The organism is Halobellus captivus (assembly GCF_007655485.1).
Taxonomy (GTDB): Archaea; Halobacteriota; Halobacteria; order Halobacteriales; family Haloferacaceae; genus Haloquadratum; species Haloquadratum captivum.
The window spans coordinates 388,980-406,421 of record NZ_VJXQ01000002.1 but is presented as its reverse complement, the minus strand read 5'-3'; the positions used below and the strand labels follow the sequence as shown (position 1 = coordinate 406,421).

Annotated in this window: 16 protein-coding genes; 8 read left to right on the top strand and 8 right to left on the bottom strand. The window is 64.9% G+C overall.

Going from position 1 to position 17,442, the window contains the following annotated elements:
• Window positions 1-64: 64 nt before the first annotated feature.
• Window positions 65-601 carry a hypothetical protein gene (locus tag FJT57_RS07400; RefSeq protein WP_144903650.1) on the bottom strand — a complete coding sequence of 179 codons (537 nt, stop codon included), beginning with the start codon at window positions 599-601 and terminating at the stop codon, window positions 65-67.
• Between the two features lie 115 nt (window positions 602-716).
• On the opposite strand from FJT57_RS07400, the gene FJT57_RS07395 reads away from it, so the two are divergent.
• Complete coding sequence (locus FJT57_RS07395; protein WP_144903647.1) at window positions 717-2,357, top strand: spermidine synthase; 1,641 nt, start codon at window positions 717-719, stop codon at window positions 2,355-2,357.
• Between the two features lie 23 nt (window positions 2,358-2,380).
• On the opposite strand, the gene FJT57_RS07390 is transcribed toward FJT57_RS07395, so the two are convergent.
• From FJT57_RS07390 to FJT57_RS07370, 5 genes are all read right to left on the bottom strand, one after another.
• On the bottom strand, window positions 2,381-3,136 hold the full coding sequence (locus FJT57_RS07390) for a hypothetical protein (protein ID WP_238993938.1): 756 nt from the start codon (window positions 3,134-3,136) through the stop codon (window positions 2,381-2,383).
• A 244-nt stretch (window positions 3,137-3,380) separates the two neighbouring features.
• Window positions 3,381-3,575, bottom strand: a complete 195-nt coding sequence (locus FJT57_RS07385; RefSeq protein ID WP_144903644.1) for a cold-shock protein — start codon at window positions 3,573-3,575, stop codon at window positions 3,381-3,383.
• A gap of 251 nt (window positions 3,576-3,826) precedes the next feature.
• The gene (locus FJT57_RS07380) at window positions 3,827-5,167 is read right to left on the bottom strand and encodes an FAD-dependent oxidoreductase (protein WP_144903642.1); all 1,341 of its coding nucleotides are present in this window, start codon (window positions 5,165-5,167) and stop codon (window positions 3,827-3,829) included.
• 255 nt (window positions 5,168-5,422) lie between these two features.
• Window positions 5,423-7,291, bottom strand: coding sequence for a sensor histidine kinase (locus FJT57_RS07375; RefSeq protein WP_162524309.1), 1,869 nt, complete (start codon window positions 7,289-7,291; stop codon window positions 5,423-5,425).
• A gap of 35 nt (window positions 7,292-7,326) precedes the next feature.
• Entirely contained in the window at window positions 7,327-8,487 is a 1,161-nt protein-coding gene (locus tag FJT57_RS07370; protein ID WP_144903637.1) for a PAS domain-containing response regulator, read from the bottom strand.
• Between the two features lie 139 nt (window positions 8,488-8,626).
• Between FJT57_RS07370 and FJT57_RS07365 the strand changes: the two genes are divergently transcribed.
• Window positions 8,627-8,800, top strand: coding sequence for a DUF5786 family protein (locus FJT57_RS07365; RefSeq protein WP_144903634.1), 174 nt, complete (start codon window positions 8,627-8,629; stop codon window positions 8,798-8,800).
• Between the two features lie 93 nt (window positions 8,801-8,893).
• Here FJT57_RS07365 and deoC read toward each other — a convergent pair whose 3' ends face one another.
• Window positions 8,894-9,535: a deoxyribose-phosphate aldolase gene (gene deoC / locus FJT57_RS07360; protein ID WP_144903631.1), complete on the bottom strand. Its 642-nt coding sequence runs from the start codon at window positions 9,533-9,535 to the stop codon at window positions 8,894-8,896.
• 298 nt (window positions 9,536-9,833) lie between these two features.
• On the opposite strand from deoC, the gene FJT57_RS07355 reads away from it, so the two are divergent.
• From FJT57_RS07355 to FJT57_RS07335, 5 genes are all read left to right on the top strand, one after another.
• The gene (locus FJT57_RS07355; protein ID WP_144903629.1) at window positions 9,834-10,655 is read left to right on the top strand and encodes a DUF63 family protein; all 822 of its coding nucleotides are present in this window, start codon (window positions 9,834-9,836) and stop codon (window positions 10,653-10,655) included.
• Window positions 10,656-10,744: 89 nt separating this feature from the next.
• Window positions 10,745-11,608, top strand: coding sequence for a carbohydrate kinase family protein (locus FJT57_RS07350; RefSeq protein ID WP_144903625.1), 864 nt, complete (start codon window positions 10,745-10,747; stop codon window positions 11,606-11,608).
• Between the two features lie 78 nt (window positions 11,609-11,686).
• Window positions 11,687-12,265, top strand: coding sequence for a hypothetical protein (locus tag FJT57_RS07345; RefSeq protein ID WP_338035696.1), 579 nt, complete (start codon window positions 11,687-11,689; stop codon window positions 12,263-12,265).
• Window positions 12,266-12,382: 117 nt separating this feature from the next.
• Window positions 12,383-13,111 carry a nucleoside phosphorylase gene (locus tag FJT57_RS07340; RefSeq protein ID WP_144903623.1) on the top strand — a complete coding sequence of 243 codons (729 nt, stop codon included), beginning with the start codon at window positions 12,383-12,385 and terminating at the stop codon, window positions 13,109-13,111.
• Window position 13,112: 1 nt separating this feature from the next.
• Complete coding sequence (locus FJT57_RS07335) at window positions 13,113-14,624, top strand: HPP family protein (RefSeq protein WP_144903620.1); 1,512 nt, start codon at window positions 13,113-13,115, stop codon at window positions 14,622-14,624.
• Between the two features lie 58 nt (window positions 14,625-14,682).
• On the opposite strand, the gene FJT57_RS07330 is transcribed toward FJT57_RS07335, so the two are convergent.
• Window positions 14,683-15,990 (bottom strand): NAD-binding protein, encoded by a 1,308-nt coding sequence (locus tag FJT57_RS07330; RefSeq protein ID WP_144903617.1) that lies wholly within the window; start codon window positions 15,988-15,990, stop codon window positions 14,683-14,685.
• Between the two features lie 352 nt (window positions 15,991-16,342).
• Here FJT57_RS07330 and FJT57_RS07325 point away from each other — a divergent pair, with 352 nt between their 5' ends.
• Window positions 16,343-17,416: a PstS family phosphate ABC transporter substrate-binding protein gene (locus tag FJT57_RS07325; protein ID WP_144903614.1), complete on the top strand. Its 1,074-nt coding sequence runs from the start codon at window positions 16,343-16,345 to the stop codon at window positions 17,414-17,416.
• Window positions 17,417-17,442: the final 26 nt, after the last annotated feature.

Genomic DNA, 17,442 nt, shown 5'->3' with positions numbered 1-17,442 from the left:
GTGTGCGGAACGGGACCACCGCGACACTCTCGATTAGTGCGGCATTCGTCTCCGAAACGGCGCGTCACACCTCGCGGGTGAGTCCGTCTCGGAGGTCGCGACCGAAGTAGTGACCGAGGAGCGACGCGAGCAGTCCCGTCCCGGTTCCGACCCCCGCGATCGCGACGCCGTAGTCGGCGAGGATTCCCACCGCGACCGGCGCGAAGACGCTCGTCAGCGTGCCGAGGACGAAGGCGGCACCGGCAGCGATCGCTCCCGCCAGTCCGACTTCGAGGTATCGCGCGCGTGATCCGACGACCCCGATCGCGAAGGCGGCGACAAACAGCCCGAGAAATTGGCCGACGGCTCCGATGAGCGGAATCGCACCACCCGCGACGACACCCACGACCAAGAGCGCGAGAACGACGAGGAAGGACCGAACCGAAAACGACGGACGCAAGAGTGACGGCACGGAGGGAAGCGCGCGTCGAAGGCGTCCCTCGCCGTTCGACACGTGATCGTCGCGCGGGTTCGACGACAGGAGCGAGTCGGCGTCGCGCTCACCGTCTCGCGAGATGGCGTCGGAGCGTTGCTGGTCTCGACGCTCGTCCGTGCGTTGCATACGGACACAACGTGCTCGCGGGTCGTGACTCTTATGCTGCGATCCGCGGTCCATCGGTGAGTGGTGTCGCCGACGGCCGCGGCGTTGAAGTTCACCCGGCCCGTCGATCCACAGAATGGACTTGCGGTTTCTTCCGGACCGGTGGCCGACACGTCCCGAGACGGCCGTGTTCGTCTCGGGCGTCACGAGTATGGGGCTGGAGATCCTCGCCGGACGAATCCTCGCGCCGGAGTTCGGCAACAGCATCTACACGTGGGGCGGGATCATCGGCGTCTTCCTCGCCGCCTTGAGCCTCGGCTACCACCGCGGGGGAAAGCGCGCCGCGTCGGATGCCTCCCACGCGCGACTCGTCGGCGTCTTTCTGGCGACCGCGATGTACGTCGCCGGTGTCGTGCTGTTCGGGGACCTCGTCGTCCAATCGACCGGATTGTTGCCGCTCCCCAGTCAGTTCGCGTCGCTCCCGGCGATCACGCTGCTGTTCGGCCCGCCCACGTACCTGCTCGGATACGTGAGTCCCTACGCCGCGGAGCTCGCTGGCGGCGACGTCGGCGCGACCGCGGGGCACGTGTACGCGCTCGGCACCGTCGGCAGCATCGTCGGGGCGTTCGCGACGACGTACGTGCTCGTTCCCACGCTGTCGGTGCCGCAGATCGGCCTCGTGCTCGGACTCTCGGCGGTCGTCGCGGCCGTCGCGATCGTCGCGCCCGACCTCCGTGGGGTGGAGGGTCTCCGTATCGGCGTCGTCGTACTCGCGCTCGTCGTCGCGGGCGTGACCGGCGGCGTCGGCCCGGGTATCGGTGGCAACGTCGTCCACGCCGAACAGACCGCCTACCAGGAGCTCCGCGTCGTCGACCGCGGCGACACCCGGACGCTGTACCTGGACGGACAACCCCACAGCGCGATGGACCTCGACGACTCGACGCGGCACGTCTTCGAGTACACCCGGTACTTCCACGCGTCGCTGCTGTTCACCGAGGGCGAAGTCGATGACGTCGACCGCGTCCTGTTCGTCGGCGGCGGCGGGTTCAGCGGCCCGCGGATCTTCCACGAGCGGTATCCGAACGTCACCGTCGACGTCGTCGAACTCGACCCCGCGGTCGTCGACGCCGCCGACGAGTACTTTGGTATTCCTGACTCGCCGCGGATGAACGTCCACGTCAGCGGCGGCCGACAGTACCTCGAAGATACGAACCACACCTACGACGTGATCGTCCTCGACGCCTACCGGAAGGACACGGTCCCCTTTCAGCTGACGACGGTCGAGTTTATGCGGCTCGCCTCGGAGCGCCTCGACGACGACGGCGTCCTGGTCGCGAATCTCATCTCCGCGCCGACGGGACCCGCCTCCGAGTTCTACCGCGCGGAGTACAAGACGATGCACGAGGTGTTTCCCCGCGTGTATAGCTTCCCGACCGCGGGCGGTCCCGTCGTGCAGAACATCGAACTCGTCGCCACCAAAAACGGCGAGGTACTGACGACCGAGGAGTTGCGGGCACGAAACGACCGCCGCGACGTCGGAATCGACCTTGCCGGAGACCTCGGGTCGTACCGTACGGACGAACCAACCGACGACGTTCCCGTTCTCAGAGACGACCGCGCGCCGGTGGATAGTCTCCTCGACAGCGCCGTCGGGCAGCGCTACGTGCGCGTTCGCGCGAACGACTCGAACGGAACGGCGACGGCAGAGGGACCCGCCTCGACTGCGGCCGAAAGGGCTTCGATCCGTGAGGCGGGACTCACGGCGGCTGCGACATAGTCAGACTCGTTCCAGAACGCGTCTCAGAACCCGAAGCCGCCCCACCGGATGTACACCATCACCGCGACGATGCTGAGTTGTAAGACGCCTTCGACGCCGCTCAGTTTCGCGTTGCGCATCCCGATTGCGCCGATGAGTTCGGTGTCGGGATTCTCCGAGGTCATCTCCAGATACATTCGCGCCTCTCCCGGAAGCAACACCCCGAACCCGATGATCGTGAGGACGCTGACGATGGCGAGCGCGAGGAGGATCGCCCCGCCGGGCAGCGCGAAGGTGCCGAGGTTCGCGAGGAGCGAGGCGGCCCCGCCGCCCACGATGAGGGCGAACAGCGCGAGCCACCGCCAGTCGGTGAAGGAGTCGAACTGGTAGCCCACCGCGAGGAGCGCCGGACCCATCGCGACGACCGTGAACAGGCCACCCCACGCCGCGAGGCCGGGGAGCAGGCCCATCCGTCCGGCGAGCACCATCCCGGCGAAGATTGTAGTAAACGCGAGGGTCGGCATCAGAAACGTCATTTTCGGCGTGAATCGTTGGAAGACCGACGCGCGCTCCTCGACGTCGAGGCCGCCGAGAACGGGCCCCAGAACCAACGCCATAAACAGGTCGATGCCGGTCCAGAGGACGCCCGCCATCACGTGGACGTACGTCAGTTGCTGGACCGTGCCGAACAGGACTGCGGCGACGAACAGGCCAACGGGAACGAGCACCACTCCCGCGCCGAACGCCGGATTCGCCCGCTCGGCCATCCCTCGAACCGTTGCTGTGATAGAGAGGCTCACGCGAGGATCACCTCCCGGGGACGGTAATAGATTACCGATTGTCACAAAATCGCCCGGCGGATGGCATCGACTCCGCTGAATCCAGCTATCGGTCCCGACAGCGGTGGCTCTGTCCTGATGGATGCGACTTTCGAGTGTTCGTCAGTCGCTCACGAGTGAGTCCGTCGCGGCCGCTACGCGTGTGATTCGTCGGAAAAGTGCGGTTGTACGTCGTCAGCAGCGTGCGACGACGGGTAGAACCGGCTTAGAGGCGGACGACGTTCGTCGCGCGGGGGCCCTTGGGGGCCTGTTCAATTTCGAATTCGATCTCCGTTCCCTCGGTGAGGTCCTCGCCGCCGACGTCTTCCATGTGGAAGAACACGTCGTCGTCTGCGTCCTCTGTCTCGATGAAACCGTAACCGCCCGTGTCGTTGAAGAAATCAACCGTACCGTTTGCCATTGCAGCTAAACGGATGCCCGTGATACGGATAAGACTTCGGTATTCGTTTTTAAATCCTCGGACGTGAGTTACGAATGTCCGATTCCTACAGAACAGGTAACGTAACCAAGTGAACAGTCGATTCCGCGCACTCAGCGAACACAGCCCGAGGAATTCTGCGGCCACCGCGGCCGAACCAGCAGTTCGGTCCCGGCCGGATCAGTAGTTCGACTTCGACCGAATACGCAGTTTCGGTGACGATGTCTGCGTCGCTACTCGCCGCGGGGGAAGTTGTCGATCGTATCCGCGCGGAAGGCGTCCTCGTCGAACTCGAACTCGTCTTCGAAGAACTCCAGAATCGTCTTCGTATCACGCATCGCGTTCTTCAGGCTCGTCGACGCGCCCGGCGAGGGCGTGATGTTGAAGATGATGTCGTCGCCGACGATCTTCGCCTCGCCCATATCGAGCGACTTTCGGCTCGTATCGACGATCTGCGGGCGGACGCCGCCGTAGCCCTTCGCGCGCTCGATGTCGTCGAGTTCGACGCTCGGGACGACCTTTTGCACCTCCGGGAGGAACGACCGCGGGCCGACTTCGGGGACGTCGTACAGGAGGTTCGTGAGGACGTACGGAAGCAGGATCCGGTCGGCCAGGATGTTGGCGTAGCTGAGGAACGACGCAGGGTTCAGTCCGAAGACGTCGAGGAAGTCCTCGACGGTCGAGAACCGGCCGCGCTCCAGCATCGGTACGAGCTTCGCCGTCGGGCCGAAGCGGGTGATGCTGTCGTCGTGGACGTCGGCGTCGCCGTGGACCGCCGCGAACGGCAGCTTCTTCATCTGCAGCGTGTACACCTTCCCGTTCAGCAGGTCGTCCGCGAGGAAGAAGCTCCCCGCGACCGGGAGCAGCACCGTATCCTCGCCGTATCCGAGTTCCTTCGCGATCTGAAGGCTGTGGGATCCGGCGGCGACGACCGCGACGTCGCAGTCGAAGGGACCCCGACCCATCGTGAGCGTGTATCCCTCGGTGTTCTCCGTGACGTCTTCGACCTTCGTGTCGGTGTACACGTCGACACTTGCCTCCTGGCGGGCGGTATCGACCATCGACTTCGCGGTCTCGCCGTAGTCCACGACGTACCCGTCCGGCGTCTGGAGGGCGAGCATATCCACGTCGGGATCGCGGCCTTCGACGACCTTCGGTTCGATCTCTGCGATCTCCTCGCGACCGATCGGGCGGAGTTTCGGAAAGAGATCACCGAAGCCCTCCTCGTGGTACCGATTTTCGAGTTTCTCGACCTCCTCCTCGCCGACGCCGAGGACCATCTTGCTCCGCTTTGCGTGCATCTCGCGGTCGGGGTCGTGATTCTCCAGATAGCCCGCGAGCAGTTCGGCACCCGTCTTGACGCCTTCGGCCTTCGCTAAGGTGTAGTTCGTCTCGATGTCCCCGAAGTGAAGCGTTTGGGAGTTGTTCGTGTGGTGAGAGTTGATCGCGGCGATCTCCGACTCCTTCTCGATCAGCGCGATCGAGTCGATGTCGGTGAACTTCGCGGTCGTGTACAGAAGCGATGCACCGCTGATGCCGCCGCCGACGATAACGAGATCGTATTTTCCAGACATAATCGATTCCTTGGGAGTGTCTATCTCCCCGAGTGCACTCCACAGGGATAACTCCATATTTTTCCGATCGACGGTTAGACGATCGACGAAGTCGGTTTCGACGGATCTAGGCTCACCGCGGGATCGACTCGGATTGAGGACTGACACAACTCGGATCAAAACGACTGACACAACTTGAGTCAAACGACTGATACAACTCGGATTGAGGACTGAAACGACTTGTCGGTGTGTACCGACTGCGGCGCATCTCTCGCGTCACGTTGACGTCTCGAAGACGAACCCCGCCCCCCCGGACTCGCTCGCGTCGACGCGCACCGACCAGCCGTGTCCGTTCGCCACCTCGTTGACGATGGCCAGACCGAACCCGGTCCCGTCCTGGTGCGTCGTGTATCCGTGTGCGAGCACGGCTTCGCGTTCCGATTCGGGAATCCCCGGTCCGTCGTCCTCGACGACGAATCCCGAATCCGTCGACGAAACGCGGACGGTGACGTCGTCGCCGCCGTGTTCGACGGCGTTCGTAAAGAGGTTCTCGAACAGCTGTTGGAGCCGATCGGCGTCGGCTTCCAGCACCGCATCGGTCTGGATCTGAAGCGTCGCGTTCGCCGTCGTCGTGTTGTTCCACGCGCGTTCGGCGACCGTTCTGAGGGCCACCGGTCGAACCTCGTCGATCGATTCCCCCTGCCGAGCGAGCGTCAGGAGGTTCTCGATCAACCCGTCCATCCGTTCGAGGGCGTTTTCGACCCGATCGAACGCCTCTTCGTCCCCCTCGCGGGCGAGTCCGAGATAGCCCGTGGCGACGCCGAGCGGATTCTTGAGGTCGTGTGAGACGACGCTCGTGAACGTTTCTAACTGGTCGTTCTGCTGTTCGAGCCGCGCCTCGCGTTCGGCTCTCTCCATCGCGGTTTCGACGTTCGCCGCGAGAATCTTCGCCAGGGAGAAATCGGTCTCGTCGAACGCGGACGGCGTCTGAGCTCCGATCAGCAGTACGCCATATCCCTGTAGCGGAAGAATGAGTTCGCTACGCACCGGTGAACTGCCGTTATACGCTTCCGGATCAGCGTGCACGTCTTCGACGTAGCGCGCCGTTCCGGTCTCGAAGACGTCCCACGCTATCGCCTCGCCCGGCGCGAACGACGGCGGTTCTCCGATGAGTCCCGCAATGTCCGAGGAGTACGCCGCCGGACGCAGTTTCCCGGCGTCGTCGTCGTAGAGGTGGACGCTGATGAAGCTGAGGTCGAGAATCTCTTCGACGGCCGCGACCGTCGCCGAGGCGACCCCTTCGATCGATCCGATCGTCACCAACTCGCGAGTCGATTCGTGCAGCGCGGTGATCCGCTGCTCGTATCTGTGCTCGCTGGTGACGTCGGTGTAGACCGCGTAGGCGTCCGCGTTCGACGACATCGACGAAAGCGGGACGACCTGCAGTCGAACGACGCGATACTCGCCGTCGGCCGTCTGCCGAACGACGTCCTGGACCTCGAACTGCTCGCTCCGGCCAGCGCGCTCGGTGAGCGCGGCGGCCCGCTCTGTTTCCGGTTCGGGGATGATCGTCTCGTCCAGCGATCGGTCGATGATCTCGCTTCGGTCAAACCCGAACACGTCGACGAACGACGGATTGACCTCGCGGACGATCGGCCGCCCCTCGACGAACCCCACCTCCGCGATGCAGTCGGTACTGTTCTCGAACAACGCGAGGATCTTGTCGTGCTCGGCCGTCAGCTGTTCGGCGCGTTCGCGCCGCTGTCCGTCGTAGACCCCGACGGCGAATCCGGCGACCGCTCCCATCGAGACGACGTGAGTGAACAGGACGAGGGGCTCGATATCGTCTTGAATGACCTGGAAGTAGTACACCCAGCCGACGATAGTGAGCAACGACAACGCCCCCAGAAGCGTCCATTTCGTCGTATGAGTGATGAACCCCACCCGTAGCGACTCGTCTGTGACGATGACGAGTCCCGCGGCGATGAGTGCGAGGTTGAGCAGCAGCGGCAGCGCGCTCTCTAGCACCGTGAGCAACAGCGGGGAACCTTGTAACACGAAGTCCTGATACACGTCGTACAACGTGAGCACCGTGGCTAACGTACCAAGAACGGAGATCCCGCCACCGCCGAGAATTCGCTTCATCGAGTCACTGTCCATACCAGTCGACAACTGTGGTTTCACTCGTTCACTCGCTGGATCTCGCGTCCGACGCCACAGATCCCGAGCACGTCGCCGTCCTCCTCGACCGGTGAGCCGGTGAACTCGTACGGAATGACTTCGCCGTCCTTACAGTGGAGACCGGCTTCGACCGTCACTTGTGAGCTCCCCGAGATGGCATCCGCGATGGCCGCTTCGACGCGCTCGCTATCGTCCTGGACCAGGTCCAACGGGGACATCGACTCCAGCTCTTCGTGCGTATATCCTGTCACCGTTTCGACCCGATCGTTCCACCGGAGGAAGCGCAGATCGGTATCGAAGACGTAAAACACGTTCCTGAGCGCGTCGAGGGCCGTGTGCAGGAACTGTTGCTCGCGACGCAGGTCTCTGTTTCGGGCCTTCCGATCGGAGATATCACGGACGACACAGACGTGACCGCCGCCGTCCATATGCGTGAGCGCGAGCGACTCGGGAACTTCTTCGCCGTGCTTCGTGATCCCGACCGACTCACCCCGCCAAGAGCCCTGTTGCTGTAGTTCCGGAAGGATTTCGTCGTAGAACCGCTCAACCTCCGCTTCGGAGTAGAGCGTCTCCCAGTGTTCCCCGATGAGTTCCAGCGGTTCACTGTCGTAGATACCCGCGTACGATCGGTTCACGTACTGGTAGAGCCCCTCTTCGTCGATGATCCCGATCCCCTCTTGGGCCGATTCCATCGCCTGAAACCCACGGTACACCTCCCGCTCGGCGCGTCGCCGTTTCACCGCCTGCTCGATCCGATTCGCGAGCACGGTGTACTGGTCGGTCCCGGTCTCCTTCTGAAGGTACTCCGTCACGCCCGCCGAGATCGCCTCGCTCGCGATCTCCTCGGACCCCTTCCCGGTGAAGAGGACGAACGGCAGTTCGGGATACTCTTCGCGGACGGTCGCGAGGAAGTCCAGGCCGTTTTTCCCCGGCATATCGTAATCGCTCACGACGCAGTCGACCTCGCGGTCTCGGAGGACGCTCCATCCGCCTTCGACGGCCGTCGCGGTGAGCACCCGAAACGAACTGGATTCGCGTTGTAGAAACGTAGCGGCGAGTTCGGCGAAATCCGGGTCGTCGTCGACGTGAAGGACCGTAATCTCGTCGCCGTGGTCGGCGATATGGAGATGCTCCAGACTAACCCCCTCCTTCACAGTCATCACGAATTCACCGTTCTCACTATCGTGTCAAAAGGCTACTGGCGTCGACGGAATGAACGGTACGCAGTGCCGTGTGAGAGCACCTGTCTCTCGTAAATCGGTTCGTGTGATTCTTCCGTGGCGGAGTGAACCTCCCACTATGGGCTTCGGTAGTTACGACGAATCCGAGCAGCAAGAACAGACGACCGACGAGGACGACGGGGAAACGGTCAACGTCCACGAACACGATCACGACGGCGACGTCAGCGTCCAGTCCGACGTCGACACTGACTCGCTCGTCGATCGGCTCGGCGAGATGCGCGAAGAGGAATAACACCCGCTCTGCGGCGGCGACTCGCGAGCGAAAGGTTCGCGGTGAGTACCCTCACTCCCGCGATGACGACGCTCACTCCCGCGACGAGAGCCCTCACTCGTCCGCGGGGAATCCCTCGACGATAGCGACGCCCGAAGACGCGCCGATCCGTTCGGCACCGGCATCCATCATCGCCGTCGCCTCCTCGTAGGAGCCGATGCCGCCGCTGGCTTTCACGGGGAGGTACTCGGCCATCAGTTCGACGTCTTCGACGGTCGCGCCGCCGTCGGCGAACCCGGTCGACGTCTTCACGAAGTCGGCCCCGGCGTCGGCGGCCGCCCCGCAGGCGCGGTGTTTCTCGTCCGTATCGAGCAGCGCCGTCTCGATGATGACCTTTACCGGGATCGGCACCGCGGCGACGACCTCCGCGATGTCGGCCTCAACGCGCTCGTCCTCGCCAGCTTTCAATCGGCCGACGTTGAGCACCATATCCAGTTCGTCGGCCCCGTGCTGCCACGCGTCGACCGCCTCGCCGTGCTTCGCGGCGGTCGAGTGCTGTCCGTGGGGGAATCCGACGACGGTCGCGATCGTGACGTCGGGCGCGTACGCCGCGGCCTCGGCGACGTAGCACGGCGGGATGCACGCGTTCATTCCGTGTGTCTCGGCCTCGTCGAGGACGGTCTCGACCGCCTCGGGTGTCGTCGTCGGTCCCAGCACCGTGTGATCGATGCGCGCGGCGAACGCTGATCTGTCCATACGCGTGCTCTCGGGGGCGACTGAGAAAAAGCGACGGGATCTGACGAGACCCGGTCACGAGCAGAAGGAGCTGGTGAGTCTTTCCGAAGGCATCGAATTCGATGGGGGTGGGTGTTGCGGGCACACGGGGCGGAGGCGGCTTTCGAGGGTATCGATCCGCGAGCTCGGCCTCCGGCATCGCTCGCGGCATTTTTCCCTCCGGGTTTTTGCGCCGAGTGGTTCGCGTAGCGAACCCGAGGCGGAAAAAGGTGGAATGGCGGTTCGGTAGCGTTTTGCCCGCGGCTCCGGATGCGCGAGTATGGCGATTCTTCCCGAGGGATTCGCGCTCCCCCCACTACCCTACCTTGCGGTGCTGCTCGCGGTGGCGGCCCTCGTCGCCCGCGAGACGTATCGGCGGTCGCCCGCGGTCACGACCGCCCGAGTACTCGCGTTCGCGCCGTGGATGGTGCTCGGATCGGCGCTGCACGTCCTCTACATCGTCGACGCGCTCCCCCCGTTCGTTCGACCGCTCGCGGGCACTCCGGCGGTGTACGTCTCCGTCGCGATCCTCGCCGTGGCGACGTGGACGGCGGCCGACGCGCTCCTCACGGCGGGCCGCGTCGCTCGCGCGCTCGCGCTCATCGGCGGGATACTCGCCGTCGCGGCCGTCGCGAGCGTCCTCGCGGTCGGCGCGGCGTCGGGAACGCTGGGACCGACGCTTCCCGTCGCGGGCGTCGTCGCCGCCGCCGTCGTCACGGGGGTGGTCTGGTTTCTGCTCGTCCGGATCGTTCCGGACGTCCGCTCGACCGGCGCACTCGGCGTGTTCGCGGTCTTCGCGCACGTCCTCGACGGCGTCACGACCGCGGTCGGGATCGATCTGCTGGGATTCGGCGAGCGCACGCCGCTGTCGCGTCTCATTATCGAATTCGCGGCCGGACTGCCGACCGAGGCGGCGCTCGGAGCCGGATGGCTGTTCGTGCTCGTCAAGATCGCGGTCGCCGCGCTCGTGGTCTGGCTCTTCGCCGACCTCATCGAGACGGATCCGACGGAGTCGCGGTTGCTGCTCGGCTTCGTCGCGGCCGTCGGACTCGGTCCGGCGACGCACAACGTGCTCTTATTCACGATCAGCGCGCCCGCCTGAGATTCACGGAGAGCACATTCGCCTGAAGTCCGCCGCTGTCCCGTCTCTCGACCGAGCGCTTTAGTGACGTGCCCGCGTCGATCCGAAGTATGTCTCGCGTCGTCTGCGCTGGCCACCTCAACTGGGACGTGACTCTCCGCGTGGACGCGCTGCCGGATCCGGACGGCGAAGTGAGAGTTACGGAGCGCCGCTGCGGCGGGGGCGGCAGCGCCGCGAACGTCGCCACCGGACTTACGGACCTCGACGTCGACGCCTCCCTCTTGGGAAGCGTCGGCGACGACGAGCACGGCCGAACGGCCCGGCGGGAACTCGTCGACGACGGCGTCGACGCCGACGACGTGGTGACTGTCTCGGGAACGGAGACCACCACGAAGTACATCGTCGTCGAGCCGTCGGGAGAAGTGATGGTGCTCGGCTGTCCCGGGGCCAACGAGGCGTTCGAGGCCGACGACCTCCCCGCGTCGACGCTCGCGGCGGCGGACCACCTCCACATGACGAGCCAGCGCCCCGAGACGGCGACGCGGCTCGCCGAGCGGGCGCGCGAGTGCGACGTTCCCGTGAGTTTCGATCCCGGCCGCCGAATCGGCGAACGGGCGTACGGCACGGCGCTGGAGTCGGTCGATTACCTCTTTTTGAACGACCGGGAAGCCGGGCTGGCGCTCGACGCGTTCGACCTCCGCGAGCAGACGCTCGTCCTCAAACACGGTCCCGACGGCGCGGAGGTCCGCGCGGGCGAGGCGCGGACGGCCCACCCGGGCTATCCGATCGACGTCGTCGACACGACGGGCGCGGGCGACGCGTTCGCGGCCGGGTTCATCGCCGCACGCGTCGAGGGCGCGGACGATCACCGCGCGCTGGAGGTCGCGAACGCCTGCGGCGCGCTCGCATCGAAAGCGCCCGGTGCTCGAACGTCGCTCACGTGGGAGCGAATCCACGCGTTTCTCGGGGAATGAGCCCAAATATCGATCTCCTGATGTATCTGCCACTGAACCAGGTGCGTTTTTGTTGCCCCGAGGAGACACGCCGATAGCGTGTTCTCTGGAGCCCTCTCTCCGCTCGTCACCGCACTCGCCGAGACGGCACGGTCAGTCCCGCGTGCGGACCTCCTCACCCTCGGAGTGCTGTTCGGCATTCCGGGCGACGAGTTGGTCCGGTTCGCTCTCGTCTGCGTGGGCTGTGGGCTCCTCGGGGCGATCGTGATGGACCTCCCGATGGCGAGTCAGGAGGACGGGTTCACCCCCGCGTACGTCGCTGCCGGACTCCTCCGCGGGACTCCACCGGCGGAGGTCTCGTTCGGCGAGGCGCTCGTCGTTCATCACGCGACGGGCGCGCTCGCCGGGGCGCTGTACGCGCTGGTCTACCTGATCGTTGCGACGCTCATCCCAAGAACTGGATCGATCGGTGCCGTCATCACTGTCGGTCACCTGATCTCGACGGTTACCATCGCGGCGTTCGTCTACGCGTTCTTCGCGCACGTGGTTCTCCCGCGTGCGGGCCGCGGGATCTACGAAGAGCGCGCGACGGCCGTCCGCGGACAGTGGTTGCGCTCGGCGGTCGTCTTCGGCGTCGTTCTCGGCGTCACGGTTCCGGCGTTCGCGAGCATCGTGTGAGCGTCAGACCCGTCGGCAGCGACATACTGAGCCCATCGAGGGTGAGGCCTTTCGACAGTCGATCGCGACGCCGACACTGACCGCGTCGTTTTTCACCGCTTCGCGTGAGTGTCCGGTATGGCGAAACAGCCGCATCTCCTCATCGAACCGGGCGACGTGAACGACATCGCGCTCATTCCCGGTGACCCGGGACGCGTCGACCGCATCGCCGCCCAGTGTGTCGACGTCGAATCCGTCGCACAGAACCGCGAGTACAAGGTCGTGAACGCGACCTACGAGGGCGTCCCCCTCACCATCTGCTCGACCGGGATCGGCTGTCCGTCCGCCGCGATCGCTGTCGAGGAGCTCTCGCGCGTCGGCGTCGAGACCGTGATCCGCGTCGGGACGACGGGCGCGCTCCAGCGCGGCATCGAGATCGGTGATATGATCGTCGCGACCGGCGCGGCGAAGGAGGAGGGCACCTCCAAGCGCTACGAGGACAGCGTGATTCCGGCAGTTCCCGACTACGATGTGCTCTCCGCGCTCGTCGATTCCGCGGAGGCGAACGGCGAGGACGTCCACGTCGGCCCCATCGTCTCCGACGACGCCTTCTACAACGAGAGCGACGCGTACGTCGAGGAGTGGGAGGCGGCGAACTTGCTGGCGATCGAGATGGAAGCCGCGGCCGTCTTCTCGCTCGCGCGGCGGAAGGGCCTCGCCGCCGGTGCGATCTGTACGGTCGACGGCAACCTCGTCGAGGGGACGCAAAAGGGAGCCGACTCCGACGAGGAATTACCGGAGAAGGCCAAGAACAACGTCGAGCGCGCGATCGCGCTCACGCTCGACGCGGTCGTCGATCTGGCGTGAGATGACTGATCGGCGGCTCCTCGATGCGGCGATCGAACGACTCGCCGCCGCGCGGAGTCGCGTCCAACGGATCGAACGGCGGGAGCTCCGTGAATTCCGTCGGTGGATTCAGAACACGAGCAACCTGCTTCACCTCTCGATCGTCCTTATCGTCCCGGTCGTCATCGGCTTCGTCACCTACCTCTCGAACCACGTCCAGACGCTCTCGTTCCTGCTCTTCCCGCCGCTGGCGTCGGGGACGTACACGCTTTTTTCGGACCCTGAAGGGAGGTACTCGAACCCGGTTCGGTTCGTCGCGAGCCTCAGCGCTGGCGCGTTGTGTGGGCTCGTCGCGTACACGTCGACCGCGTGGCTGTACGGTGGGATCGATGCCGGAACCGTCTTACCCGAGAGCGCGGCGCTCGCCGTCTTCCTCACCGGACTGGTCACGTGGGCGGCGGACATCGAAGCGCCGTCGGCGTTCGCGACGGCGCTCTTAGCGCTCGTGACCGGGGACGTCGACCCGGCGGCATACGTAGTGAGCATCGTCATCGCCGCGTCTCTCGTCGCCAGCGTGTTCGCCGTCTGGCGCGAGCAGTTCTACGAAAAGCGCGCGGAATACCTCTACGAGACGGTCCGCGGCGACGACCACGTGCTCGTCCCGATGCGAGGCGAGACGAGCGAGCAGACCGCGTTCTTCGGGGCGCGTCTCGCGGCCGCACACGAGGCAGGGAAAGTAGTCCTCTGTGATGTGGTCTCCGCGCCGGACACCGACGGCGATACGACGAATTCCGTCTCTGATTTGTCAGCGTACAACACCGGTTCGACCCCCGGCGACGATGCCCTCGATTCGGCCGCTAGCGACGACGTCCTCGATTCGGCCGCTGGCGACGACGCCCTCGATCCGGCCACGGCCGAACGCGTCGAACAACTCGAAGGCGTCGCCGGAACGATCCGCACGAGAATCGGGGTCCCCTGCGAGGTCGTCGTCGTCGCCGGGAATCCGGTTTCCGCCACGATCCAGGCCGCGCGAAACGCGAACTGCGATCTGATCGTGACGCCGTACGAGGAAGAGCGCGGCGCGCTCTCGCCGTACGTCCGCGGGATCTTCAACAGCGACGTCGACGCCGTCGCCTTTCGTACCCGGTCGGAGCGCCGCCGCTGGACGCGCGTACTAGTGCTCGTGGCGCGGCCCGGCGACACCGCCCACGCGATGATCGACTTCGCAACCCGGCTCACGCACGGTCGCGGGACCGTGAGCGTCACGACGTGTATCGGCAGCGAGATCGAACGTCGTACGGCGGAGATGCGGTTGGATCGACACGTCGAAACCGTCGAGGGGAACATCGAGACGCGCGTCGCGCGCAGTCCCGTCGGAGATTTCATCGCCGAGAACGCGAACAACTACGACGTGCTCGTTCTCGGATCGAGCGGCGAGCGCTCGCCCGCCTCCCGGTTCGTTTCACCGCCGACGTTCCAGCAGCTACGGGACCTCGACTGTGACGTGGCCGTCTTCGATCGCGGTCGGCCCTGAACTGATCGGGTCGATTCCGGAGCCAGTGCCGCGCCGGACTGCCGGATAGGGGTTCTCGTTAGCTGCTTCGCCCGTCGGACGCCGAGTCCTCCCCGTCGAACTCGAAACCGCCGCGTTCCTCGTCGCGGTCACCCCCCGGCGATGGGTCCCCGCTCGCCGTCTCGTTCATCTCCTCGACCGCCGCCACCGCGGCCTCCATATCGGTGTCGCCGTCCTCGCCGAGTAGCCGGGCTTCAAGCGCTTCGGCACCCTCGCCGCCGAGGGCGGACTCGGCCAGGAAGTGCGCCCCGAGCGCCGCCGGACTGATGACTGTGTCCGCACCGGCGCGTTTCAGCTTGTCGATGTTTTCCCGTTGCGTCGCCGCGGCGACGATCGTCACCTCGGGATTCAGCTGTCTGGCCGTGAGGATCGTGAGCGCGTCCTCCGCGTCGTTGTTGGTCGCCGCGATGACGGCTTTCGCGACGTCGACCTTGCCGCGGCGCTGCGCCTCCTCGTCGCTCGGATCGTCGGTGAGGACCGTGTATCCGCGCTCCGTGAGGCGTCTGGCGCGCTCCTCATCGTCGACGACGACGAGTACGTTCGCTTTCGGCGCGAGTTCTTCGAGAATCGGTTCCGTCAGGTCCCCGAATCCGAGTACGAGGACGTGGTTATCCAGTACGTCGAGTTGTTCTTCTGTCATACGTCCGAGTGCCTTTGAAAACCGCGCTTCGATGAGCGGCGTAAACACGACCCCGAGGACGACCGCGAACGACGAGACCGTAACGAGAAGCACCGACAGCGCGAACAGTTTCCCAACCGCCGATTCCGGGGTGATGTCGCCGTATCCGACGGTGCTTCCGGTGACCAGCGAGAAGTAAAACGCATCCAGCAGCGTGTTGACGTCGTTGCCGAACTCCTCTCGGAGGGCGAACGCCCCGACCGTGCCGTACGCCTGTGCGCCCGCGAGCGCCGACAACGACGCGATCTGCGTCGTCGTGAGCGAGATATCGCGGTCGAACGCCCGGACGTTCATCCCGACGATCAACAGCGCGAGCGCCGAGAGCGCGATCAACGGGATCGACAGCTGAGAGGTCTGCAGCACGCCCTGTGCGGCCGTCACCGGGAACAGCACGACCGCCGCATACCAGGCTGCACGGAGGCGACGCTGAAGGCCGAACGCGCAGATGAGGAGCACGAACCCGGTCAACGTCCCGGTGAACGCGGTGATTTGTCGGACCACGCCCGGGACGAGGACGCCGACCAGGTGGAAATCGGCCGCGCCGCCGACGCCGATGTTCGCGATGCCGGTCACGACCGACAGCACGCCGACGAGCAGCGTCAGCACGACCGATGCGCGTGCCCCGACCCAATCCCGCGAAATCCCCATACCTCACCCTTCCGCGTCACCAACTTAATTATCTCGCACTTGGTTGTCGCCCTCGGAAGATCCGACTCCGTCCCTCGGAAGCCGTTGCCACCACCGACCGGAAAGCGGGACGGTGTCATCGCCGTTCGTGGATCGAGGCGTAGCTACCGCCGTTCGTGGACCGAGATGTAGCTACCGTCGCTCGGATCGAGGCTGTCGGGTGCGAATAAACGTGGGAGCGGGTGGGTGCACTATATAGTGGTCCGGTGGACTGCGTAGCGGTCAGAACACCACCAGTCACTCAATACCGCCACGAGCGGTCCTATACTCCTATTATAAACCGCTTTAGTATCTTCTCGCCCCGATACAGGTGATGGCGCAAGACGCAGACAGTCGGTCCATCGTATCACGGCGCAAATTCCTCCTGTCCTCGGGCGTGGCGGGAGCGGCCGCACTCGCCGGGTGTAGTTCGAGCACCGGCGGGAGCAGCGGAGACGGAAGCGGGGACGGAAGCGGCGGAGGCAGCGGCGGAAGCTCTGGCGGGAGCAGCTCCGGAGACAGCTCCGGAGACAGCTCCGGAGACAGCAGCGGGGGCCTCTCGGGAGAGGTCGTCAACTCCGGGAGCAGTACCGTCTACCCGGTCACCAACGCGATGGCCGAGCGGTTTATGGAGCAGTACCCGGAGGTCAACGTCACCGTCGACTCGACCGGGAGCGGCGGCGGCTTCGAGAACCACTTCTGTCCCGGAAACGCCGACATCAACGGTGCCTCCCGAGCGATCAAGGACGAAGAGGTCGAGCACTGTACGGGCAACGACGTCGAACCGATCGAGTTCCACATCGCCAGTGACGCGCTCACGATGGCGGTCAACAACGACGCTGACTGGGTCGACAGTATGACGTTCGATGAGATGTCCCAGATCTGGCGCGAAGACGGCGCGGAGATGTGGTCCGACGTCCGCGACGAGTGGCCCGACGAGGAGTTCGAGCTGTTCGGTCCCGCGTCGACCTCGGGGACGTACGACTGGTTCAACGCGAACGTGATCGGCGAGGACTACAACCACACCGCACAGCACGAACCCACGGAGGAGGACAACCTCATCGTTCAGGGGATTCAGGACTCCGAGTACGCGATGGGGTACTTCGGTTACGCCTACTACAACGAGAACTCCGACGCCGTCAAGGCGATCAGCGTGGCGGCAGAGGAGGGCGACGAACCGGGTGCACCCAGCCTCTCGGCCGCCAAGGACGGTACCTACCCGATGGCCCGCCCGCTGTTCATCTACGGGTCCGAGGCCGCGATTCAGCGCGAGGAAGTGTACGAGTTCCTCAACTTCTACCTCGAGAACGCCGAGACGGATATGGTCCAGGAGATCGGATACGTTCCGTCGAGTGTCGAGATGCGCGATGAGAATCTGAATGCACTGAACGACGTCTACAACGGCTAAATCGAGTGTATTCGCGGATCGAAATT